At 76.2% G+C, this 17271-nt stretch carries 18 protein-coding genes; 7 read left to right on the top strand and 11 right to left on the bottom strand.

The window, feature by feature from the left end:
* Together ABD944_RS41250 and ABD944_RS41255 are read left to right on the top strand one after the other, a co-directional pair.
* The coding region (locus ABD944_RS41250) for an FGGY-family carbohydrate kinase (protein ID WP_345187477.1) at positions 1-281 on the top strand (281 nt) is incomplete at its 5' end.
* 124 nt (positions 282-405) lie between these two features.
* Complete coding sequence (locus ABD944_RS41255) at positions 406-1269, top strand: S1 family peptidase (RefSeq protein WP_345187479.1); 864 nt, start codon at positions 406-408, stop codon at positions 1267-1269.
* 18 nt (positions 1270-1287) lie between these two features.
* Here ABD944_RS41255 and ABD944_RS41260 read toward each other — a convergent pair whose 3' ends face one another.
* Positions 1288-2076, bottom strand: coding sequence for a SigB/SigF/SigG family RNA polymerase sigma factor (locus ABD944_RS41260; RefSeq protein ID WP_345187482.1), 789 nt, complete (start codon positions 2074-2076; stop codon positions 1288-1290).
* Between the two features lie 221 nt (positions 2077-2297).
* On the opposite strand from ABD944_RS41260, the gene ABD944_RS41265 reads away from it, so the two are divergent.
* From ABD944_RS41265 to ABD944_RS41275, 3 genes are all read left to right on the top strand, one after another.
* Complete coding sequence (locus ABD944_RS41265) at positions 2298-2813, top strand: fluoride efflux transporter FluC (protein WP_345187484.1); 516 nt, start codon at positions 2298-2300, stop codon at positions 2811-2813.
* Complete coding sequence (gene crcB / locus ABD944_RS41270) at positions 2810-3172, top strand: fluoride efflux transporter CrcB (RefSeq protein ID WP_345187486.1); 363 nt, start codon at positions 2810-2812, stop codon at positions 3170-3172. The genes ABD944_RS41265 and crcB overlap by 4 nt, the downstream gene beginning before the upstream one ends.
* A 273-nt stretch (positions 3173-3445) precedes the next feature.
* The gene (locus tag ABD944_RS41275; protein WP_345187488.1) at positions 3446-4339 is read left to right on the top strand and encodes a polysaccharide pyruvyl transferase family protein; all 894 of its coding nucleotides are present in this window, start codon (positions 3446-3448) and stop codon (positions 4337-4339) included.
* 40 nt (positions 4340-4379) lie between these two features.
* Here the strand turns inward: ABD944_RS41275 and ABD944_RS41280 are convergent, their stop codons facing one another.
* Genes ABD944_RS41280 through ABD944_RS41325 form a run of 10 tightly spaced genes read right to left on the bottom strand, consistent with a single transcriptional unit; the run spans position 4380 to position 15404 of the window.
* Positions 4380-5336, bottom strand: coding sequence for an NAD-dependent epimerase/dehydratase family protein (locus tag ABD944_RS41280; RefSeq protein WP_345187492.1), 957 nt, complete (start codon positions 5334-5336; stop codon positions 4380-4382).
* A gap of 10 nt (positions 5337-5346) precedes the next feature.
* Complete coding sequence (locus ABD944_RS41285) at positions 5347-6297, bottom strand: glycosyltransferase family 9 protein (RefSeq protein WP_345187494.1); 951 nt, start codon at positions 6295-6297, stop codon at positions 5347-5349.
* Entirely contained in the window at positions 6288-6965 is a 678-nt protein-coding gene (locus ABD944_RS41290; RefSeq protein ID WP_345187497.1) for an SDR family oxidoreductase, read from the bottom strand. The genes ABD944_RS41285 and ABD944_RS41290 overlap by 10 nt, the downstream gene beginning before the upstream one ends.
* On the bottom strand, positions 6962-8359 hold the full coding sequence (locus ABD944_RS41295; RefSeq protein WP_345187501.1) for a PfkB family carbohydrate kinase: 1398 nt from the start codon (positions 8357-8359) through the stop codon (positions 6962-6964). Before ABD944_RS41295 ends, ABD944_RS41290 begins: the two co-directional genes overlap by 4 nt.
* A gap of 36 nt (positions 8360-8395) precedes the next feature.
* On the bottom strand, positions 8396-9001 hold the full coding sequence (locus ABD944_RS41300; RefSeq protein ID WP_345187503.1) for a D-sedoheptulose-7-phosphate isomerase: 606 nt from the start codon (positions 8999-9001) through the stop codon (positions 8396-8398).
* Positions 9001-10233, bottom strand: a complete 1233-nt coding sequence (locus ABD944_RS41305; RefSeq protein WP_345187506.1) for a glycosyltransferase — start codon at positions 10231-10233, stop codon at positions 9001-9003. The genes ABD944_RS41300 and ABD944_RS41305 overlap by 1 nt, the downstream gene beginning before the upstream one ends.
* Complete coding sequence (locus tag ABD944_RS41310) at positions 10230-11225, bottom strand: glycosyltransferase (protein ID WP_345187508.1); 996 nt, start codon at positions 11223-11225, stop codon at positions 10230-10232. The genes ABD944_RS41305 and ABD944_RS41310 overlap by 4 nt, the downstream gene beginning before the upstream one ends.
* A complete protein-coding gene (locus ABD944_RS41315) occupies positions 11222-12250 on the bottom strand; it encodes a glycosyltransferase family 9 protein (RefSeq protein WP_345187511.1) in 1029 nt (342 codons plus the stop codon). The genes ABD944_RS41310 and ABD944_RS41315 overlap by 4 nt, the downstream gene beginning before the upstream one ends.
* On the bottom strand, positions 12247-13767 hold the full coding sequence (locus ABD944_RS41320) for an HAD-IIIA family hydrolase (RefSeq protein WP_345187513.1): 1521 nt from the start codon (positions 13765-13767) through the stop codon (positions 12247-12249). The genes ABD944_RS41315 and ABD944_RS41320 overlap by 4 nt, the downstream gene beginning before the upstream one ends.
* Positions 13764-15404 (bottom strand): carbamoyltransferase family protein, encoded by a 1641-nt coding sequence (locus ABD944_RS41325; protein WP_345187515.1) that lies wholly within the window; start codon positions 15402-15404, stop codon positions 13764-13766. The genes ABD944_RS41320 and ABD944_RS41325 overlap by 4 nt, the downstream gene beginning before the upstream one ends.
* A gap of 230 nt (positions 15405-15634) precedes the next feature.
* On the opposite strand from ABD944_RS41325, the gene ABD944_RS41330 reads away from it, so the two are divergent.
* Together ABD944_RS41330 and ABD944_RS41335 are read left to right on the top strand one after the other, a co-directional pair.
* A complete protein-coding gene (locus ABD944_RS41330) occupies positions 15635-16522 on the top strand; it encodes a glycosyltransferase family 2 protein (protein WP_345187519.1) in 888 nt (295 codons plus the stop codon).
* Positions 16523-16534: 12 nt separating this feature from the next.
* A partial coding sequence (locus ABD944_RS41335) for a glycosyltransferase family 2 protein (protein ID WP_345187522.1) occupies positions 16535-17271 on the top strand: 737 nt, incomplete at its 3' end.

Genomic DNA, 17271 nt, shown 5'->3' on the forward strand with positions numbered 1-17271 from the left:
TCGACGGCGGCGTCACCGCCAACGAACTGTGCATGCAACTGCAGGCCGACATCCTCGGCGTCCCGGTCTCCCGCCCCGTCGTCGCCGAGACCACCGCCCTGGGCGCCGCCTACGCCGCCGGCCTGGCGGTCGGATTCTGGTCCACCACCGACGAACTCCGCCAGAACTGGAACGAGGACAAACGCTGGCAGCCCACCTGGAACGACGACCAACGCCACCAGGGCTACGCAGGCTGGAAGAAGGCCGTCGAGCGCACGTACGGCTGGGTGGAGGTCGACTGAGAAGGGTGTCGCGCGGGGAAGGGCCGTGGTGCTTCTTCGCGGGAATCAGATGATCTAGATTCGCCGAGACGGCGCCGTCCCGGCCGGGGCGGTCTCCGCCGCCGGCCCGTCCGAGAGGATCCGCATGCCCAGCCGCACCGCCGCAGCCGCCCTCACCGCCGCCGGGACGCTCGCCCTCGCGGGCGCCGGAGCGTTCGCCGCCGCCTCCGCGCAGGCCGCGCCCGTCCCGCCGCAGGCGCCGAGCGCCCAGCGGGCGGCGGTCGACTTCACCGGGATCGTCGCGCTGAGCAACTGCTCGGGCTCCCTCGTGCGCGGGCCGCGGTCGCGGGACGCCGACGCCGCGCTGGTGCTGACCAACGGCCACTGCCTGGAGTCGGGCATGCCGGACGCCGGCGAGGTGATCGTGGACCGCAGGTCGTCCCGGACGTTCACGCTCCTCGACCGGACGGGCGGCCGGAGCCTCGGCACCCTCCAGGCCACCAGGGTCGAGTACGCGACGATGACCGACACCGACGTGACCGTGTACCGGCTCGACACGACCTACGCGGCGATCCAGAAGCGCTACGGGATCCCCGCGCTGCGCCTGTCGACGGCCCGGCCGCACGACGGGACGCCGATCCGGGTCGTGTCCGGCTACTGGCGGAAGATCTACGGCTGCAGGACGGACGCGACCGTCTACCGGCTGCGCGAGGCCGACTGGACGTGGAAGGACTCCATCCGCTACAAGCCGGAGTGCCAGACCGTCCACGGGACGTCCGGGTCGCCGGTCATCGACGCCCGGACGCGCCAGGTCGTCGGCGTCAACAACACCGGCAACGACGACGGCGAGCGCTGCACGCTCAACAACCCGTGCGAAGTCGACCGCGCCGGGAACGTCACCGTCCGGAAGGGCGTCCACTACGGGCAGCAGACGTACCTGCTCGCCCGCTGCCTGGGCCAGGGCAACGACGTCGTGCTGGGCGGGGCGTGCGCGCTGCCCAGGCCCTGACGGGCAGCGGGCGGGCGGTCACCCCTCCGCCAGCAGCCCGGTGCGAAGCCGGTCGAGGGTCGCGCGGATCAGCCGGGAGACGTGCATCTGGGACAGGCCGATCTGCTCGGCGATCTGCGTCTGCGTCCTGTTCCCGAAGAACCGCAGGAGCAGGATCGTGCGCTCGCGCTCGGGCAGGTCGTCGATGAGGGGCCTGAGGGCGTGGCCGTCGATGAAGGCCTCCAGCGCCGGGTCCTCGGACCCGAGGTACTCGCCGACGGTGCCGGCCTCGCCGTCCGGCGTCCCGTCGGCCGGCGCCTCCAGCGACAGCGGCCGGTAGGCGTCGCAGGCGATGATGACCTCGACCGTCTCGTCCTCGGTGACGCCCATGATCGCCGCGGTCTCCGCGGTCGTGGGGGAGCGGCCGTGCTCGCGGGTGAACTCCTGGACGGTGCGGTGCAGGACCGGCCGCAGCTCCTGGATGCGGCGCGACACCCGGATGCCCCAGGTCTTGTCGCGGAAGTGCCGCTTCACCTCACCGGTGACCACCGGGTAGGCGTAGGTGACGAACCGGTCCCCGACCGCGGGGTCGAACCGGTTGATGGCCTTGACCAGGCCCAGGTAGGCGACCTGCTGGAGATCGTCCTGCGGCTCGCCCCGGTTGGCGTAGCGGCGCGCCACGCCGCGGACCAGGGGCTTGTGCAGGTCGACGATGCGTTCGCGCAGCCTTTCCCGCCGCGGGTCGGTCGTCTGGAGCCGGTTCATTTCCTTGAGAAGCGTCTCGGTCTGTCCGTCGTCGAACCGGCCGGTGGACTCCGCCCACGGCATACGCGCTCCCTTCCAGCGGGGCCGGTGAGGGTAGGAGGAACGTTCGGTCACGTCCCACTACCCTGGGAAGTCCCGGTCACACGGTGCCGGTAGGCTCGAATCGACCCGGAGACGGGGAAACGGCGGTGGGGCCCGCCGTGCCTGGACGGCGAACCGCGGAACGTTCCGCCAATGGTCCCTACCGGTGAGTGCGTCGTGGCTACTGGTAGGAGTGTGCACCCGTGAACGGCCGTCCCGTCGATCCCGATGTCGACCTGCATGTTCCGAGGCAGCGGTCCGAGCTGCGCGAGGCGCCGTGGGGAGTCCTGGCGGCGATCGCGGCCGGCGGGGCCCTGGGGGCGCTGGCCCGGCACGGGCTCGGCAACGCGTTCCCCCACCGGGCGGGAGAGTTCCCCTGGGCGATCTTCTGGGTGAACGTCTCGGGCTGCCTCCTGATCGGGGTGCTGATGGTCCTCATCACCGAGACGTGGAGGGCGCACCGGCTCGTGCGCCCGTTCCTCGGGGTGGGAGTGCTCGGCGGCTACACCACGTTCTCGACCTATGTCGTCGACGCCCAGGAGATGGTGGAACGCGGGGCGCCGCTCGTCGGGCTGGCCTACCTCGCCGGCACGCTCGCGGCCGCGCTCGCCGCGGTCTACGCGGGTGTCCGGGTGACGCGGCTGCTGGCCCGGCCGCGCCGCCGGGAGGCGGCCGCGCGGATCCGGTGCACCGGGCGGAGCGAGGCGGGCGGCGAGTGACCATCGTGCTGATCGTGCTGGGCGCCGCGCTCGGCGCTCCGCTGCGCTACCTCACCGACCGCGCCGTCCAGGCCCGCCACGACTCGGTGTTCCCGTGGGGGACGTTCACCGTCAACATCGCGGGGTCGTTCACGCTGGGCCTCCTCGCGGCGCTGCCCGCCCACGAAGGCGTGATGGCCTTTGCCGGGACGGGGTTCTGCGGCGCCCTGAGCACGTACTCCACGTTCGGATACGAGACCTTGCGCCTCGCCGAGGAGGGGACGCGCTTCTACGCCGTGGTCAACGCGGGCGCCAGCATCGTCGCGGGGCTCGGCGCGGCCTACTGCGGGATGGCGATCGCGCAGGCCGTCACCGGGTGAGAAACCTGGCGCGGCCCATGCTCGCAGCTCGGGGCACTTGGCTCCGAGCTCGCGAGTGGGCCGCGAGGGGACTTTGCCCAAGAGGGCATCTCGGTAAACCGATGGGTGTCTGGACTGTCACCGCGCGGAAACCGCCTTCTACCGCCACGGGCGACCCCGTTCCGACATGGGACGGACGGTGGCGGGTAGCGCGGATAGCGGGGCCGCGGGACGCCCCTTCGACGCCCTGGGGGAGCACCCGGCGAGGGCCGAGGCGGGGAAGGCGGCTGACGGATGCGCGTGCTGGTGACCGGATGGCCGAGCTTCCTGCACGGTGAGGCGACGGCCGGCGACGTCCTGGCGATGGAGGCGGTGCGGGCGGCGCTGATGCGGGCCGGGGTCGAGTGCCGCCTGGCGTGGAGCCCGGTCTTCCGGCCGGGCGGCCTGGACCTCGACCGGGCCGACCCCGCGTCCTACACCCATCTGGTGTTCGCCTGCGGGCCGCTCCACGGCCGACAGGTGGAGGACCTCCACCGCCGCTACGCGGGGTGCACGCGCGTCGCCGTCGGCGTGTCGGTCGTCGATCCGGCCGACCCGGCGGTCACCGGGTTCGACGCGGTCCTCGCGCGGGACGCTCCGGGCGGCGCGCCGCGCCGCGACCTGGCGGCGCTGCCCGCGACGCCCTCGGTGCCGGTGGCCGGGGTCGTGCTCGCGCCCGGGCAGGCCGAGTACGGCGACCGGCGGCGCCACGACCGCGTCGAGCGGGAGCTGGCCGACTGGCTCGCCGCCCGCGAGTGCGCCCGGCTGCCGCTGGACACGCGGCTCGATCCGCGCGACTGGCGCCTGTTCACGACGGCGGCCGAGCTGGAGTCGGCGCTGCGCAGGCTCGACGTGGTGGTCACGACGCGGCTGCACGGCCTCGTCCTGGCGCTGAAGAACGGGATCCCCGCGCTGGCCGTGGACCCGGTCGGCGGCGGCGCGAAGGTGACCGCGCAGGCGCGGGCCTGGGGGTGGCCCGCCGTGGTGACCCCGCCCGCGGCGCCGCCCGGCGAGCGGGTTCTGGACCCGGCGGAACTCGACCGCTGGTGGACGTGGTGCCTGTCGCCCGGGGGCGCGGGGCGGGCCCCCGCGCCCCCGGCGGACGCCGTGCTGATCGGCGAGCTGCTGGACGTCCTCGGCGTGCGGTAGCCGGGCCCGGCACGCCGGGAGGCCCGAGATGCGCCGCCGCTCATGCGGGCCGTGCGACCACGAGTTCCCTGGCGAACCATTCGAGCGTGGTGCGCAGGCCCTCCTCGATGGAGATCCGCGGGCGCCAGCCGAGCGCCTCCTCGGCCAGCGCGGTGTCGGGGCGCCGGACGCGCGGGTCGTCCTCGGGGCGGTCGATGAACCGGACGTGGGACGACGACCCCGTCAGGTCGATGACCAGCCGGGCGAGGTCGGCCATCGAGATCTCGTAGGGGCTGCCGATGTTCACCGGTCCGGGGTGGTCGGAGAACGCCAGCGCGACGATGCCCCGCACCGTGTCGTCGACGTGGCAGATCGACCGCGTCTGCGAGCCGTCGCCGGTGACCGTGAGGTCCTCGCCGGTCAGCGCCTGCCGCAGGAACGTCGGGATCGCGCGGCCGTCGTCCGGCCGCATCCGGGGGCCGTAGCTGTTGAAGATCCGCACGATCGCGGCGTCGAGGCCGCGCGAGTGCCGGAACGCCGACGTCAGCGCCTCGCCGAACCGCTTCGCCTCGTCGTACACGCTGCGCGGCCCGACCGGGTTGACGTTGCCCCAGTACGACTCGGGCTGCGGGTGCACCAGCGGGTCGCCGTACACCTCGGAGGTGGAGGCGAGGACGAAGCGGGCGCCCTTGGCCTCGGCGAGGTCCAGGGCGTTGCGGGTGCCCTGGCTGCCGACCTCCAGGGTCTGGATGGGGTACCTCAGGTAGTCGGCCGGGGAGGCCGCCGACGCCAGGTGGAAGACGTAGCCGACGTCGCCGGGGACGTTCACCGGCTCGGTGAGGTCGCGCTTGAGGAAGCGGAAGTCCCGCCGCTCGGCGAGGTGGGCGATGTTGCGGGAGGTCCCGGTCAGCAGGTTGTCGAGGCACAGCACCGAGACGCCCTCGGCGAGCAGCGCCTCGCACAGGTGCGAGCCGAGGAAGCCGGAGCCCCCGGTGACGACGGCGCGTGGATGTCTCATCTCGTCCCCCTCATCGGTTCGGGTGGGCCAGTGCCTTCCCGGCGGCCTCGACGGCCTGGTCCGCTGTGATCTCCAGCAGCCCGGGACAGGGCTCGCGTCCGTGCGGGTCGCCGCGGCGCCCCGCCCACAGGACGTGGTGCTCGGCGCGGTCGGGAGGCCCCCACCGGCCGGGCGGCGTCGGGCCGAACAGCAGCACCGACGGTGTGCGGTAGGCGGTCGCGAGGTGCGCGACCCCGGTGTCGCCGCAGACGACCAGCCGTGCGCCCGCGACGAGCGCGGCCAGCTCGGGGAGTGACGTGCGGCCGGACAGGTCGGCGGTCGGGTCGAGCCCGGCGAGCTCCACGACGCGCCGCGCGAGGCGCGCCTCGCCGGGACCGCCGGTGACGACCACGCGCTCCCCGCCGCCGCGCAGCGCCGCCGCGACGGCCGCGAACCGCTCGGGAGGCCAGCGGCGCGCCGGGAACGCAGCCCCGGGATGGACGACGACGGCGCCGGGCGCGGGCGACGCGGCGGCCGGGGCCGGCAGGTCCAGATCCCCGGGGTCGGCGTCGAACCCGTAGGCCGCGACCAGCCGGCACCAGCGGGCCACCTCGTGCTCGCCGGCGTCCCAGGCGGGGCCCCCCGAGTGCCGCGCGCCGGGGCAGGCGAACGCCAGCAGCCGCCCCGGCGCCAGGGCCGCGAGGAGCCGGTGGCTCTCCGGGCCCCGCCCGTGCAGGTTGACGGCGGCGTCCACGGGGCCGGCGGGCGGCAGCGGAGCCTCCAGGCCGTCCGCCGGCAGCACGCCGTCGACCGCGCCGGTCGCGCGGGCGAGGGGTTCGAGCACCGGCGGGGCGGCGAGCGTGATCCGCGCCCCGGGCATTCCGCGCCGCAGCGCCCGCAGCGCCGGGACGGCGGTCAGCAGATCGCCGAGGCCGAGCGCGCGCAGCACCAGCGCGCCGCGCGCCCCGGCCGTCACGGCCACGACGGCTCTTGGGACGGGCACACGACCAGCTCGCGCACCTCGCAGCCGGGCGGCTGGTTCAGCGCGAACGCGATGGTCGCCGCCACGTTCTCGGGCCGGTTCAGCTTGGCGTCGGCCCCGGGCTTGTACCGGTCGGGGCGGTCGTCGAAGAACGCGGTGTCCATCCCGCCCGGCACGACCATGGTGACGGCGACCTTCCCGGCCGTCTCGGCGGCGAGCGCCCGCGTGAAGCCGACGACGCCGAACTTGGACGCGCAGTACGCGGTCGCGTCGCTCAGCGCGCGGAACCCCAGGGTGGACGCGACCGTGACGACCCGCCCGTGCGGCTCGTTCTCCAGGTACGGGAGCGCTGCGCGGACGACGGCGACGGTGCCGAGCAGGTTCACCTGGACGACCCGCTCCCAGTCCTCGGCGGGGACCTCGCACAGCGCCCCGCAGGCGTCGATGCCGGCGGCGGTGACGACGGCGTCGAGCCCGCCGGCGGCGCGCGCCAGGCCGTGCACGGCGCGCTCGGCGCACCGGCGGTCGGCGAGGTCGGCCTGCATGTGCTCGAACTCCTCCTTCGGAGGGTGCCGGTCGAGGACCAGGGGCCGCCCGCCGTCGTCGGCGATCTTCCGCGCGACGGCCGCGCCGAGTCCGGAGGCGCCGCCGGTGATGAGGACCTTCATGACGCGTTTCCCTTCGTGGTCGACAGCAGGCGCGTGGTGGAGCGCCCCTCCAGGAGTGGCAGCAGGACCACCTCGCCGTTGTGGGCCCGGATCGTCTCGGCCTCGGGCAGGGGCGCCCCGGCGTAGTCGGCGCCCTTGACCCACACGTCCGGGCGCAGCCGCTCCAGGAGCGGCGCCGGGGTGTCGTCGTCGAACACCAGCGCGGCGTCCACGTCGCTGAGCGCCTCCAGCACCCGGACGCGGTCCGCGGCGGGCGTCACCGGGCGGGACGGCCCCTTGCGGCGCCGGACCGACGCGTCGGAGTTGACGCAGACGATCAGGCAGTCGCCGAGCCTGCGCGCCTGCTGGAGGAGGCTGACGTGGCCCGCGTGCAGCAGGTCGAAGCAGCCGCCGGTGGCCACCACCGTGCCGCCCGCCCGCCGCGTCCGCTCGACGACGTCCCAGGCGTCCTCGCCGCGCTCGGGGACGAGCCGGGCGGTGCCGGACTCGGCGAGCTGCGCCGCGACGGCCGCGGCGGCGCCCGCGCGGACGAACTCCGACGCCCGGTCGACGCCCTCGGTGACCGCCGCGGGCAGGTCCGCGCCGTCGGCGAGCGCGCCGACGACCCCGGCGGCGAAGCTGTCGCCCGCGCCGCAGGAGTCGCCCCGGGCGGGCGGGGCGAGCGCGAGCCCCGGCGCCTCGGACCCGTCGCACAGCAGCGCGCCGTCGGCGCCGAGCGTGATCGCGACGCCGTCCAGGCCCCAGGAGCGGCCGAGGTGGCGGCCGCGCCGCCCGGCGGCCGACAGCCCGAACCCGGTGATGTCGGCGCCGTCGGCCGCGGCGAGCCGGGCGGCCTCCTCCTCGTTCGGGGTGAGCAGCCGCACCCCCGGCACCGGCGGTTCGCCGCGCGGGTGCGGGTCCCACACGACGGGGACGCTCGGGGGCAGCTCGCCGAGCAGGGACCGCACGGCGCGGTGCCGGGAGACGCCGCGGCCGTAGTCGGAGACCAGCACGGCGCCGGCCCCGGCGACCGCCTCGGCGACGCGGGGGCCGACGGGCCCGTCGAGGGCCTGCCCGTCCCCGGCGTCCAGGCGCGCCACGGACTGGCCCCCGGACCGGATGCGCAGCTTGCAGGGCGTCCCGCCGTGCAGGTGGAGCGCCGCCACCTCCACGTGCCGCTCCAGCATCGCCCGCAGCCGCCGGCCGGGTTCGTCGTCGGCGAGCGCGGTGACGAGCACCACCTCGCGGCCGCCCGCCGCGGCGAGCAGGGCCGCGAGGCCCGCGCCGCCGGGGCGCGGCCGCTCCTCGGCCTGCTCGACGACGGGGACGGGCGCGTCCGGGCAGAGCCGGCTGCTGCGGCCCACGACGTCGATGTCGAGCAGGACGTCGCCCACCACGACCAGTGGCGCCGTCATGGCCCCTCCCTCCCGTGCGTGACGTGAAGCCTCCGCTCAGGCATGCCGCACCCCCAGCGCGTCGTCGACCGCGCCGCACAGCAGGTGGATCGCGGCGAGGTGGATCTCCTGGACGGTCGAGGTCGAGGCGGCCCGCACGGTGATCGCGTCGTCGCACGCCTCGGCCAGCGGGTTCGGGCCGGGCCCGGTGACCGCCCAGGCCGTGAGCCCGAGCCCGCGGGCCCGTCGCGCCGCCGCGATCACGTTGGGGCTGCGCCCGCTGGTCGACAGGCACACCAGCACGTCGCCGGGACGGCCGTGGGCCTGCACCTGCCGCTCGAACACGACGGCCGGGCCGTAGTCGTTCCCGATCGCCGTGACCGACGAGGTGTCGCCGTGCAGCGGGATCGCCGACAGCGGCCGGCGCTCGTCCTCGAACCGGCCGACGAGCTCGGCCGTCAGGTGCTGCGCCTCCGCGGCGCTGCCGCCGTTGCCGCAGGCCAGCAGGCGGCCCCCGGCGCGCAGGACGGAGGCCAGGCGCAGGCCCCACGCCTGCACGGTGGGGACCTGCTCGCGGAACAGCAGCGCGGCCTCCGCGAGCGCCTCCAGCCGCAGGTCGTGGACGGTGGCGGTGCGGGTACGGATTCCGGGCTGCGCGGTCATCAGGCCGCCACCTCGCTCAGCACGGCGGCCTCCCGGTAGACCCGGGCGGTGTCGGCGGCGACCCGGGCCCACGAGTAGCGTTCGCGCGCCCGGCCGCCGCCCGCGCGCCCCATCGCGGCGCGCCCGGCCGGATCGTCCAGCACCCGCCGGATCGCCCTGGCGGCCTTCTCCGGGTCGCGCGGCGGGACGACCACGCCGGTGACGCCGTCCACGACGGTGTCCAGATGCCCCCCGACGGCGGTCGCCACCACCGGGACGCCGCAGGCCATGGCCTCCAGCGGCACCATGCCGAAGGGCTCGTACCAGGGCAGGGAGACGACGAGGCTCGCCGAGCGCAGCAGCGGCGGGACCTCCTCGCGGCCGAGCCGGCCGAGGAACTCCACCCGGCCCGCCACGTCCGCGTCCGCTGCCACCCGCCGCAGCCTGCGCACCTCGGGGTCGCCGTCGAGGCCGCCGCGGGGCGGCCCGCCCGCGACCAGCAGCTCGGCGTCCGGCAGGTGCGCCAGCGCGCGGATGGCGGTGTCGACGCCCTTGCGCTCGACCAGCCGCGACAGCACCACGAGCCGGTGCTGCCCCCGCCCCCCGCGGGCGGGGCCCGCGGGGGAGAACAGGTCCAGGTCGACCCCGCACGGCACCACGCGGACGCGGTCGCGGGGGACGCCCATCGCGGCCAGCTCGGCGGTCTCGTCCGAGCAGGTGGCGACCACGGCGTCGGCGGCGCGCCCGAGCGCCCGCTCCAGCCGGATGCGAGAGGCGGGGCTGGTGTCGTCGTCGCCCTGGTGGCGCCGCTTGACGGTACCGAGCGCGTGGTAGGTCTGCACGACCGGGACGCGCCGGGCCCCCGCGGCCTGCCCGGCCTGGACGGCCGCGAGGCCGCTCATCCAGAAGTGGGCGTGCGCGACGTCGGGCGGATCGGCGGCCCAGCGCCGCTCCAGGTACCTCCCGAAGTCGTGCATCCACGGCAGCAGGTCGTCCTTGGGGACGTGCTCGGCCGGGCCCGCCGGGACGTGCTCCACGGTCACGCCCGGCGCGAACGGGACCCGCTCGGGGAGGGCGGCCGAGTCGCGGCGCGTGTACACGGTGACGAGGTGCCCCTGCCCGGCGAGTTCGGCGGCCAGTTCCGCGACGAACACGTTCTGCCCGCCGCCGTCCGCCCCGCCCAGCCCCTTCCCGGCGGAGCCGCGGCCGGCGGCGAGGGGGCTGGCGTGCTCGGAGATCATGGCTATCTTCATCGCGTTACCTCCTGGAGAGTTCGCCGCCAGTCGCGCAGGAACCGCGCGAGCCCGTACCGGTCGACGGCGTGGGCCCGCGCCTCCTTCCCCATCTGGCGGGCACGCGGCGGGTCGGCGGCCAGGGTCCGCGCGGCGTCGGCCAGGGCGGCGACCCGCGTGGACAGCACCCCGGCCTCCGGCGGCACCGCCTCGACCGCCTCGGTGGTGGCGAGCGCCACCACCGGCAGGCCGAGCATCATGGCCTCGATCAGCGCGAGGCCGAGCGAGGTCCACCGGTAGGGGTGGACGTAGACGCGGCGGCGGGCGAGCTCCTCGTGCATCCTCGCCTGCGGCAGGTCCTCGAAGGTCCACAGCGACTCGTGCGGGATGCCGAGCTCGCCGGGCGCGCCGGAGACGTTCATCCCGAACAGGTCCACGGGGACGGCGGCGGCCAGTTCGGCCAGCAGGTCGGCGCCGGCGACGCGGCCGCGGCGCAGCGGGTCGTTGATGACGACGCCCGCGCGCGGCAGTTCCGCGGTGTAGCGGTAGCCGGGGTCGACGACGCCGTGCTCGATGACGGTGGTCGGGGCGCGGCCGCAGTTCCAGAACAGCTGGTTGAAGTGGGTGACGTGCACGACCGGGATGTCGGAGCGGTCGTGCAGGAAGTGGCGGCTGTCGGGGACGACCTCCTCCGGCATGCCCACGTCGGACGGGGTCCGGCGCGGCGTGTCGTGCTCGACGTAGACGGCGGGGACGTCGCGTCCCGGGCGGCGTCCGAGCCACTCCTCGGCGAGCCGCAGTTCGTGGGGGCGCTGCAGGACGACGGCGTCGACGTCCTCGTCGCGGAGCCGTTCCGGCGGCACCTCGACCGCGCGGTCGGGCCAGTGGAAGGTGTCGGGGCGGCCCCTGCCGTCGGGGCCCCGGTCGGGGGTGACGGGGACGAGCGTGGTCTGCGGGCCGTGGACGAACGACGTCGCCCACGATCCGTGCACGTGCCACATCAGCACTCTCATCGGGCGGCCGCCTCCTCGTCCGCCGCGGCGATCTCGTCGGACGCCACGATCTCCACGGCGGCGGCGACCTCGTCGGGGCCGACCGACGAGAGGCAGGGGTGGCCCTCCACGGGGCAGTCCCGGGCGCGGGTGTCCTTGCAGGGGGCGCCCTGGTCGCCGAGCAGCGCCAGCGGCACCCCGAAGGGCGCCCACCGGGCGGCGGGGACGGTCGGCGCGAACAGCGACACGACCGGAGTCCCGACGGCCGCCGCCAGATGCGCGGGGCCGGTGTTGCCGGCGACGACGGCGCAGGCGCCGCGCAGCACCGCCGCCAGCTCGGGCAGGCCGGTGCGCCCGCCGAGGTCAAGGCCGTCCTCCCCGGCGACCAGCGCCGTCAGGTCCTTCTCGTCCTGGTGGCCGGTCACGACGACGCGGCGGCCGGCCGCGACGAGCAGCCGCACCGCCTCGGCGCAGTGCCCGGGCGGCCAGGCACGCGCGGGGACCGACGTCCCGGGGTGCACGACCACGTAGCCGGGCCCGCCGGTGAGGTGGTCGATCTCGGGCAGCGGCCCGCGGACCCGCAGCCGGGTGTCGGCGGGGGCGGGGAACCCGGCGTCCTCCACCAGGGCGAGCATGCGCAGCGGTTCGGGCATGTCGGTGTCGGGGCGGTGCCGCAGGTCCAGCAGCGATCCCGGGTAGTCCTCGCTGATGCCGCCGATCCAGGGCGTCCCGGCGAGCCGCAGCAGCAGCGCGAGCGGCAGCGGCGACTGGTGGAACGAGGTGAGGATCAGCGCCCGGTCGAACCCCCGGAGCGCCCGGACGATCCGGTCGACGTCGGCCTGCTCGACGGGGACGTGGTCCGGGTCGATCCAGGGGGCGCGCCACTCGATGACCTGGTCGACGCCGGGCAGCATGTCGGCCGCGGCGCGCCCGCGCGGCCCGCACAGCAGCACGAGCTCGTCGGCGCGCTCGGCGACGGCCCGCACGGCGGGCCCGGCGAGCAGGACGTCGCCGATGTTGTCCTGGCGTGCGACGAGCACTCTCATCGGCGCCGCCTTCCGCCGAGGACCAGGTCGACGGCGGCGTCCAGCGTCGGCGCCGTCTCCGGCGCCCGCGCGATCTCCGTGCGCAGGGTCCGGCCGGTCGGGACGAGGATGCCGCGCGCCCCGGCCGCCGCGGCGGCCTCGACGTCGCCGCCGATGTCGCCGATGACCGCGCAGGCGGACGGCGGCACCCCGAGCCGCTCGGCCGCGCGCTCCACGAGCCCCGGGCGCGGCTTGCGGCACCCGCAGCCGTCGCCGCCGTCGTGCGGGCAGAACTCCCACACGTCGATGCGGCCGAGCAGCTCCTCGACGCGGGCGTTGACGCGCCGCACGTCCCCGGCGGTGATGCGGCCCTTGGCGATCCCGGACTGGTTGGACACGACGCCGATGCGGACGCCGTGACGCCGCAGCCGGTCCAGGGCGCGGCGGGCGCCCGGCATCGGCTCGACCCGCGCCGGGTCCCCGTTGTAGGGGACGTCCCGGATCAGGGTGTCGTCGCGGTCGAACAGCACGGCCCGCGTCCCGCCCCACGCCCGCGCCCGCCGGTGGACGGCCAGGCCCCGCACGCGGTGCCAGACCGCCGCGGGCGGGATGGCGACGCTGGTGACCAGCATCCTCGTCACCTCGTCCGGCGTCCGGGGACCCGGCCGTATCCGCTCGTGGGCGAATCTCGCGGTGAGCGCCGCCCAGGTCCCCGCGGCGGTGAGCGCGACGGCCGCGCCGCGGCGGCCGCGCGCCGCCGCGGCAAGGGCGGCGAGGGCGAGCAGGCCCGCCACGGTGGTGAGCACGTGGCGGCGGAGCAGGCCGCGGCCCTCGCCCGCGCGGCGGCGCCAGGACGGGCCGTGCACGCGCCACATGAGGACGTCGTCGGCGTTGCCGGCCTGCGCCCGCACCGACGCCCAGAATCCGGCCGGACGGACCGGATGCGTCAGCCGCCGCTCCCCGAGGACGAGGCCGTGGCCGGCGTCCATGGCGCGCAGCGCCAGGTCCGCGTCCTCGCGGTAGGCGCGGCGGAAGCGCTCGTCGAAGCCGCCCAGCTCGGCCAGCAGGCCGCGGCGGTAGGCCATGTCGGCGGTGATCCAGTCGGCTTCCGCGAGCCCGGCGGTGTTCCGCTCCCAGTCCGTCGGGGCCCGGCCGTCCTGCGGCGGCGGGACGGAGACGCGGCCCTGGGAGCCGCCGGCCTCCGGCGGCAGGGCGGCGAGGTCGGCCGCCAGCCGGGCGGGCCACTTGGCCTCGGGGACGACGTCGTCGTCGAGGAAGGCGATCCACTCGGTCGTGGCGGCGCGCCAGCCCGCGTTGCGCGCGGCGGCGGGTCCGCGGCCCCCGGAGCGGATCACCCGGATCCGCTGCCCGGCCGGCGGCGGCAGCGGCAGCGGCGCGCCGGGCGCCGGGCGGTCGTCCACGACGATGATCTCGTGCGGCGCGGGGCCCGCGCCGTCGCGCAGGGCGGTCAGCAGCGCGTGCAGCGTGACGCGCAGGCTCGGCCTGCCGATCGTGGGAATGACGACGGTGCAGCTCATCGGGCGTGCACCTCCCTGCGGCGCACCACGAACGGGCCGATGGCGAGCAGGTCGACCGGCGCCGAGCCGAAGCACTCCAGCGCGTCGCGCGGGTCGTCCACCATGGGGCGGTCGGCGGTGTTCAGGCTGGTGTTGACCAGGACCGGCAGCCCGGTGCGGCGGCCGAACTCCTCCAGCAGGCGCGCCACGAGCGGCTCGTCGGCGGCGTCGACCGTCTGGGCGCGGGCGGTGCCGTCCACGTGCACGACGGCGGGGATCCGCTCGCGCCACTCGGGTCTGACCCGGTGCACGAACAGCATGTAGGGGCTCGGCAGCGGGCCCTCGAAGATCTCGGACGCGCGGTCGAGCGCCACCATCGGCGCGATGGGCCGGAACTGCTCGCGGCCCTTGACGTCGTTGAGCCGCTCGATGTTGCCGGCACGCCCGGGGTGGGCGAGCAGGGAGCGGTGCCCGAGCGCGCGCGGCCCGAACTCCGAGCGCCCCTGGAACCACGCCACGATCTCGTCTCGGGCCAGGGCGTCGGCGACGGCGCCGGCCAGGTCGTCCGGCCGCTCGTAGGGGATCCTGGCGGTGTCGAGCCGCGCGGCGATCTCCTCGTCGTCCCACCGGCGGCCGAGGCCGGCGCCCGGCATGGCGGCGAGCGGGTCGCCGCCCGCCCGCGCGACGTGCAGCGCCGCGCCGAGCGCCGTCCCGGCGTCGCCCGCCGCGGGCTGGACCCAGATGTCGTCGTAGGGTCCGGTCTCGGCCAGCCGGGAGTTGGCGACGCAGTTGAGGGCCACGCCGCCGGCGAGCAGCAGGCGGCGGGATCCGGTCCGGCCGTGGAGCCAGGCCGCGAGGTCGAGGAGCACCTCCTCCAGGCGGGTCTGGACGCTGGCGGCGAGGTCGGCGTGGTCCCGGGTCCACTCGCCGCCGGGCCGGCGGGCCTTCGCCAGGGAGCCCCAGTCGATGGGGGCGACCGCGAAGCCGCCGTCCCCGGTCGCGCGGACGTGCTCGCGCAGCTCGTCCAGGAATCGCGGCTCGCCGTAGGACGCGAGCGCCATGACCTTGTACTCGTCGCTGGAGCGCAGGAAGCCGAGGTGCTCGGTGAGGTCCTCGTACATGAGGCCGAGCGAGTGGGGGAGGCGCTGGGCGTGCAGCGGCGTCAGCTCGCCGCCCTCGTACGTCCCGGCGAGGTGCGAGTGCGACTCGCCGCGGCCGTCCAGGACCAGCACGTCGCCCTCGCCGGGCCCGGGCGCGGCGAGCGCGGCGGACGCGGCGTGCGCCACGTGGTGCGGCACGTACCGGACGATCCCGGGGTCGAGGCCCGGCAGCGCGGTCGCCAGGAAGTTCGGGGCGCGGCGGGCGTAGAGCGTGCGCAGGCGCTCCCACTGGGCGTCGTGCCCGCCGAGTCCGGGCTCGGCGAGCTCGGGATCGTAGGAGTAGGCGACGGCGTCGAGGTCGCCGGGCTCCAGCCCGGCCTCCTCCAGGCACCACCGGGCGGCCTGCTCCGGCACCTCCCAGGCGGAGAAGGGCACCGGCCGCTTCCCGTGCTTGCGGCGGCTGAAGCGCTCCTCCTCGGCCGCGGCGACGACGGTGCCGTCCGAGACCAGCGCGGCGGCCGGATCATGGAAGATCGCGTTGATTCCGAGCACGCGCATGAGTACCCCGTTTCGGCGCAGCGTTCGGTGGGAGAGGGGCCGGTGGCCGTCGTCGTAGGCACCGTGCTCCGGCCGGATCCGCCGGAACGAAATCCCCTATAGGTAATTCGGGACATTGCCGAGAACTGTGTGGCTAAACGCTGATGTCAGAAGAGTCGCTCGTAATGAAAGTTGCAGGTGATGCGCCATTTACGGACATGGAGGGGAAAGCGGGGGGTAGTGGCCGGTTCATGCGCTTCACCGTCGTCGTCATCACCCGGGACCGGCGGCGGTCCCTGCTCGCCACCCTGGCCGCCGCCCGCGCGCTCACCGAGCGGGCTCCGGTCATCGTGGTGGACAACGCCTCGCGGGACGGGTCCGCCGCCGCCGTCGCGGAGCGGTTCCCGGAGGCGACCCTGATCCGTTCGCCGCGCAACCTCGGCGCCGTCGCCCGCAACCTCGCCGTCGACCACGTCCGCACGCCCTATGTCGCGTTCTGGGACGACGACACCTGGTGGGACCCGGACGCGCCGTCGCGCGCCGCCGGCCTCCTGGACGCGCATCCGCGGCTCGCCGTCGTGACCGGCCGGATCCTGGTGGAGCCCGGCGGCCGCGAGGACCCGATCGTCCCGGAGCTGCGGCACTCGCCCGTCCCCGGGCCGCCGTGGCTGCCGGGCCCGGCGCTCGGCTCGTTCCTGGCGGGGGCCTCCATGGTCCGGGCCGAGGCGTTCCGGGAGGCGGGCGGGTTCTCCCCCCGGCTCTGGCTGGGAGGGGAGGAGGAGCTGCTGAGCGCCGACCTGATGGCGCTCGGCTGGCAGCTGTGCTTCGCCGAGGACGTCGTCGTGCACCACGAACCGTCCCGCGTCCGCGAGGCGCACCTGCGGCGCCGCCACGGGATCCGCAACACCCTGTGGTTCACCTGGCTGCGCCGCCCGCTGCCCGTGGCCGTCCGCAGGACGGCCGTCCTGCTGCGCACCCTGCCGCGCGACCGCGTGACGGCCGCCGCGCTCGCCGAGGCCGCGGCCGGGCTGGCCTGGGTGGCCCGCGAGCGCAGAGTGCTGCCCCCCGACGTCGAGGACCGCCTGCGCCGCCTGGAGGCGGCGCAGCGCGCGTCCAGGGCCCGCCGCTACGTGAGCTAGGGAGACCACCGCATGCCGGACGTGACGATCGTGGTCGTGACCCGCGACCGCGCCCCGGAGCTGCGCCGCAGCCTCGGCCACCACACGGCCCCGGTCATCGTGGCCGACAACGCCTCCGGCGACGGCACCGCCGCCGTCGCGGAGGCGGCGGGGGCGACCGTGCTGAGACTGCCGGCCAACCGGGGCGCGGCCGCCCGCAACGCCGGGGCCCAGCTCGCGGCCACCCGCTACATCGCCTTCGCCGACGACGACTCCTGGTGGGCCCCGGGCGCGCTGGAGCGGGCGGCCGGGATCCTCGACGCCCACCCGCGGACGGCGCTGCTCGCCGCGAAGGTCCTGGTGGGGGAGGAGGAGCGGGTGGACCCCGTCTCCGAGCGGATGGCCCGCGCGGAGCTCGGGCGCCCCGAGGGCCTGCCGGGACCGGCGATCCTCGGCTTCCTGGCCTGCTCGGTCGTCGTGCGCAGGGACGCCTTCCTCGACGCGGGCGGCTTCTCCGGCGTCCTGCACTTCGGCGGCGAGGAGGAACTGCTCGCCCTCGATCTGGCCGCCGCCGGATGGGGACTCGCCTACGTGCCGGACCTGGTCGTCCACCACCACCCGTCCGCGGCGGGCCCGGGCCCGGCGGCCCGCCGCCGCAGGCAGGCGCGCAACCGGGTGCTGACCGCGTGGCTGCGCCGCCCGCTCCCCGCGGTCGCGCGCACCGCCGCGTCCGCCCTCGCCAGCCGGGAGGGCCGCGCGGGGCTCGCCAA

Origin of the sequence: Actinomadura verrucosospora (assembly GCF_039540335.1) — a bacterium.
GTDB lineage: Bacteria > Actinomycetota > Actinomycetes > Streptosporangiales > Streptosporangiaceae > Spirillospora > Spirillospora verrucosospora.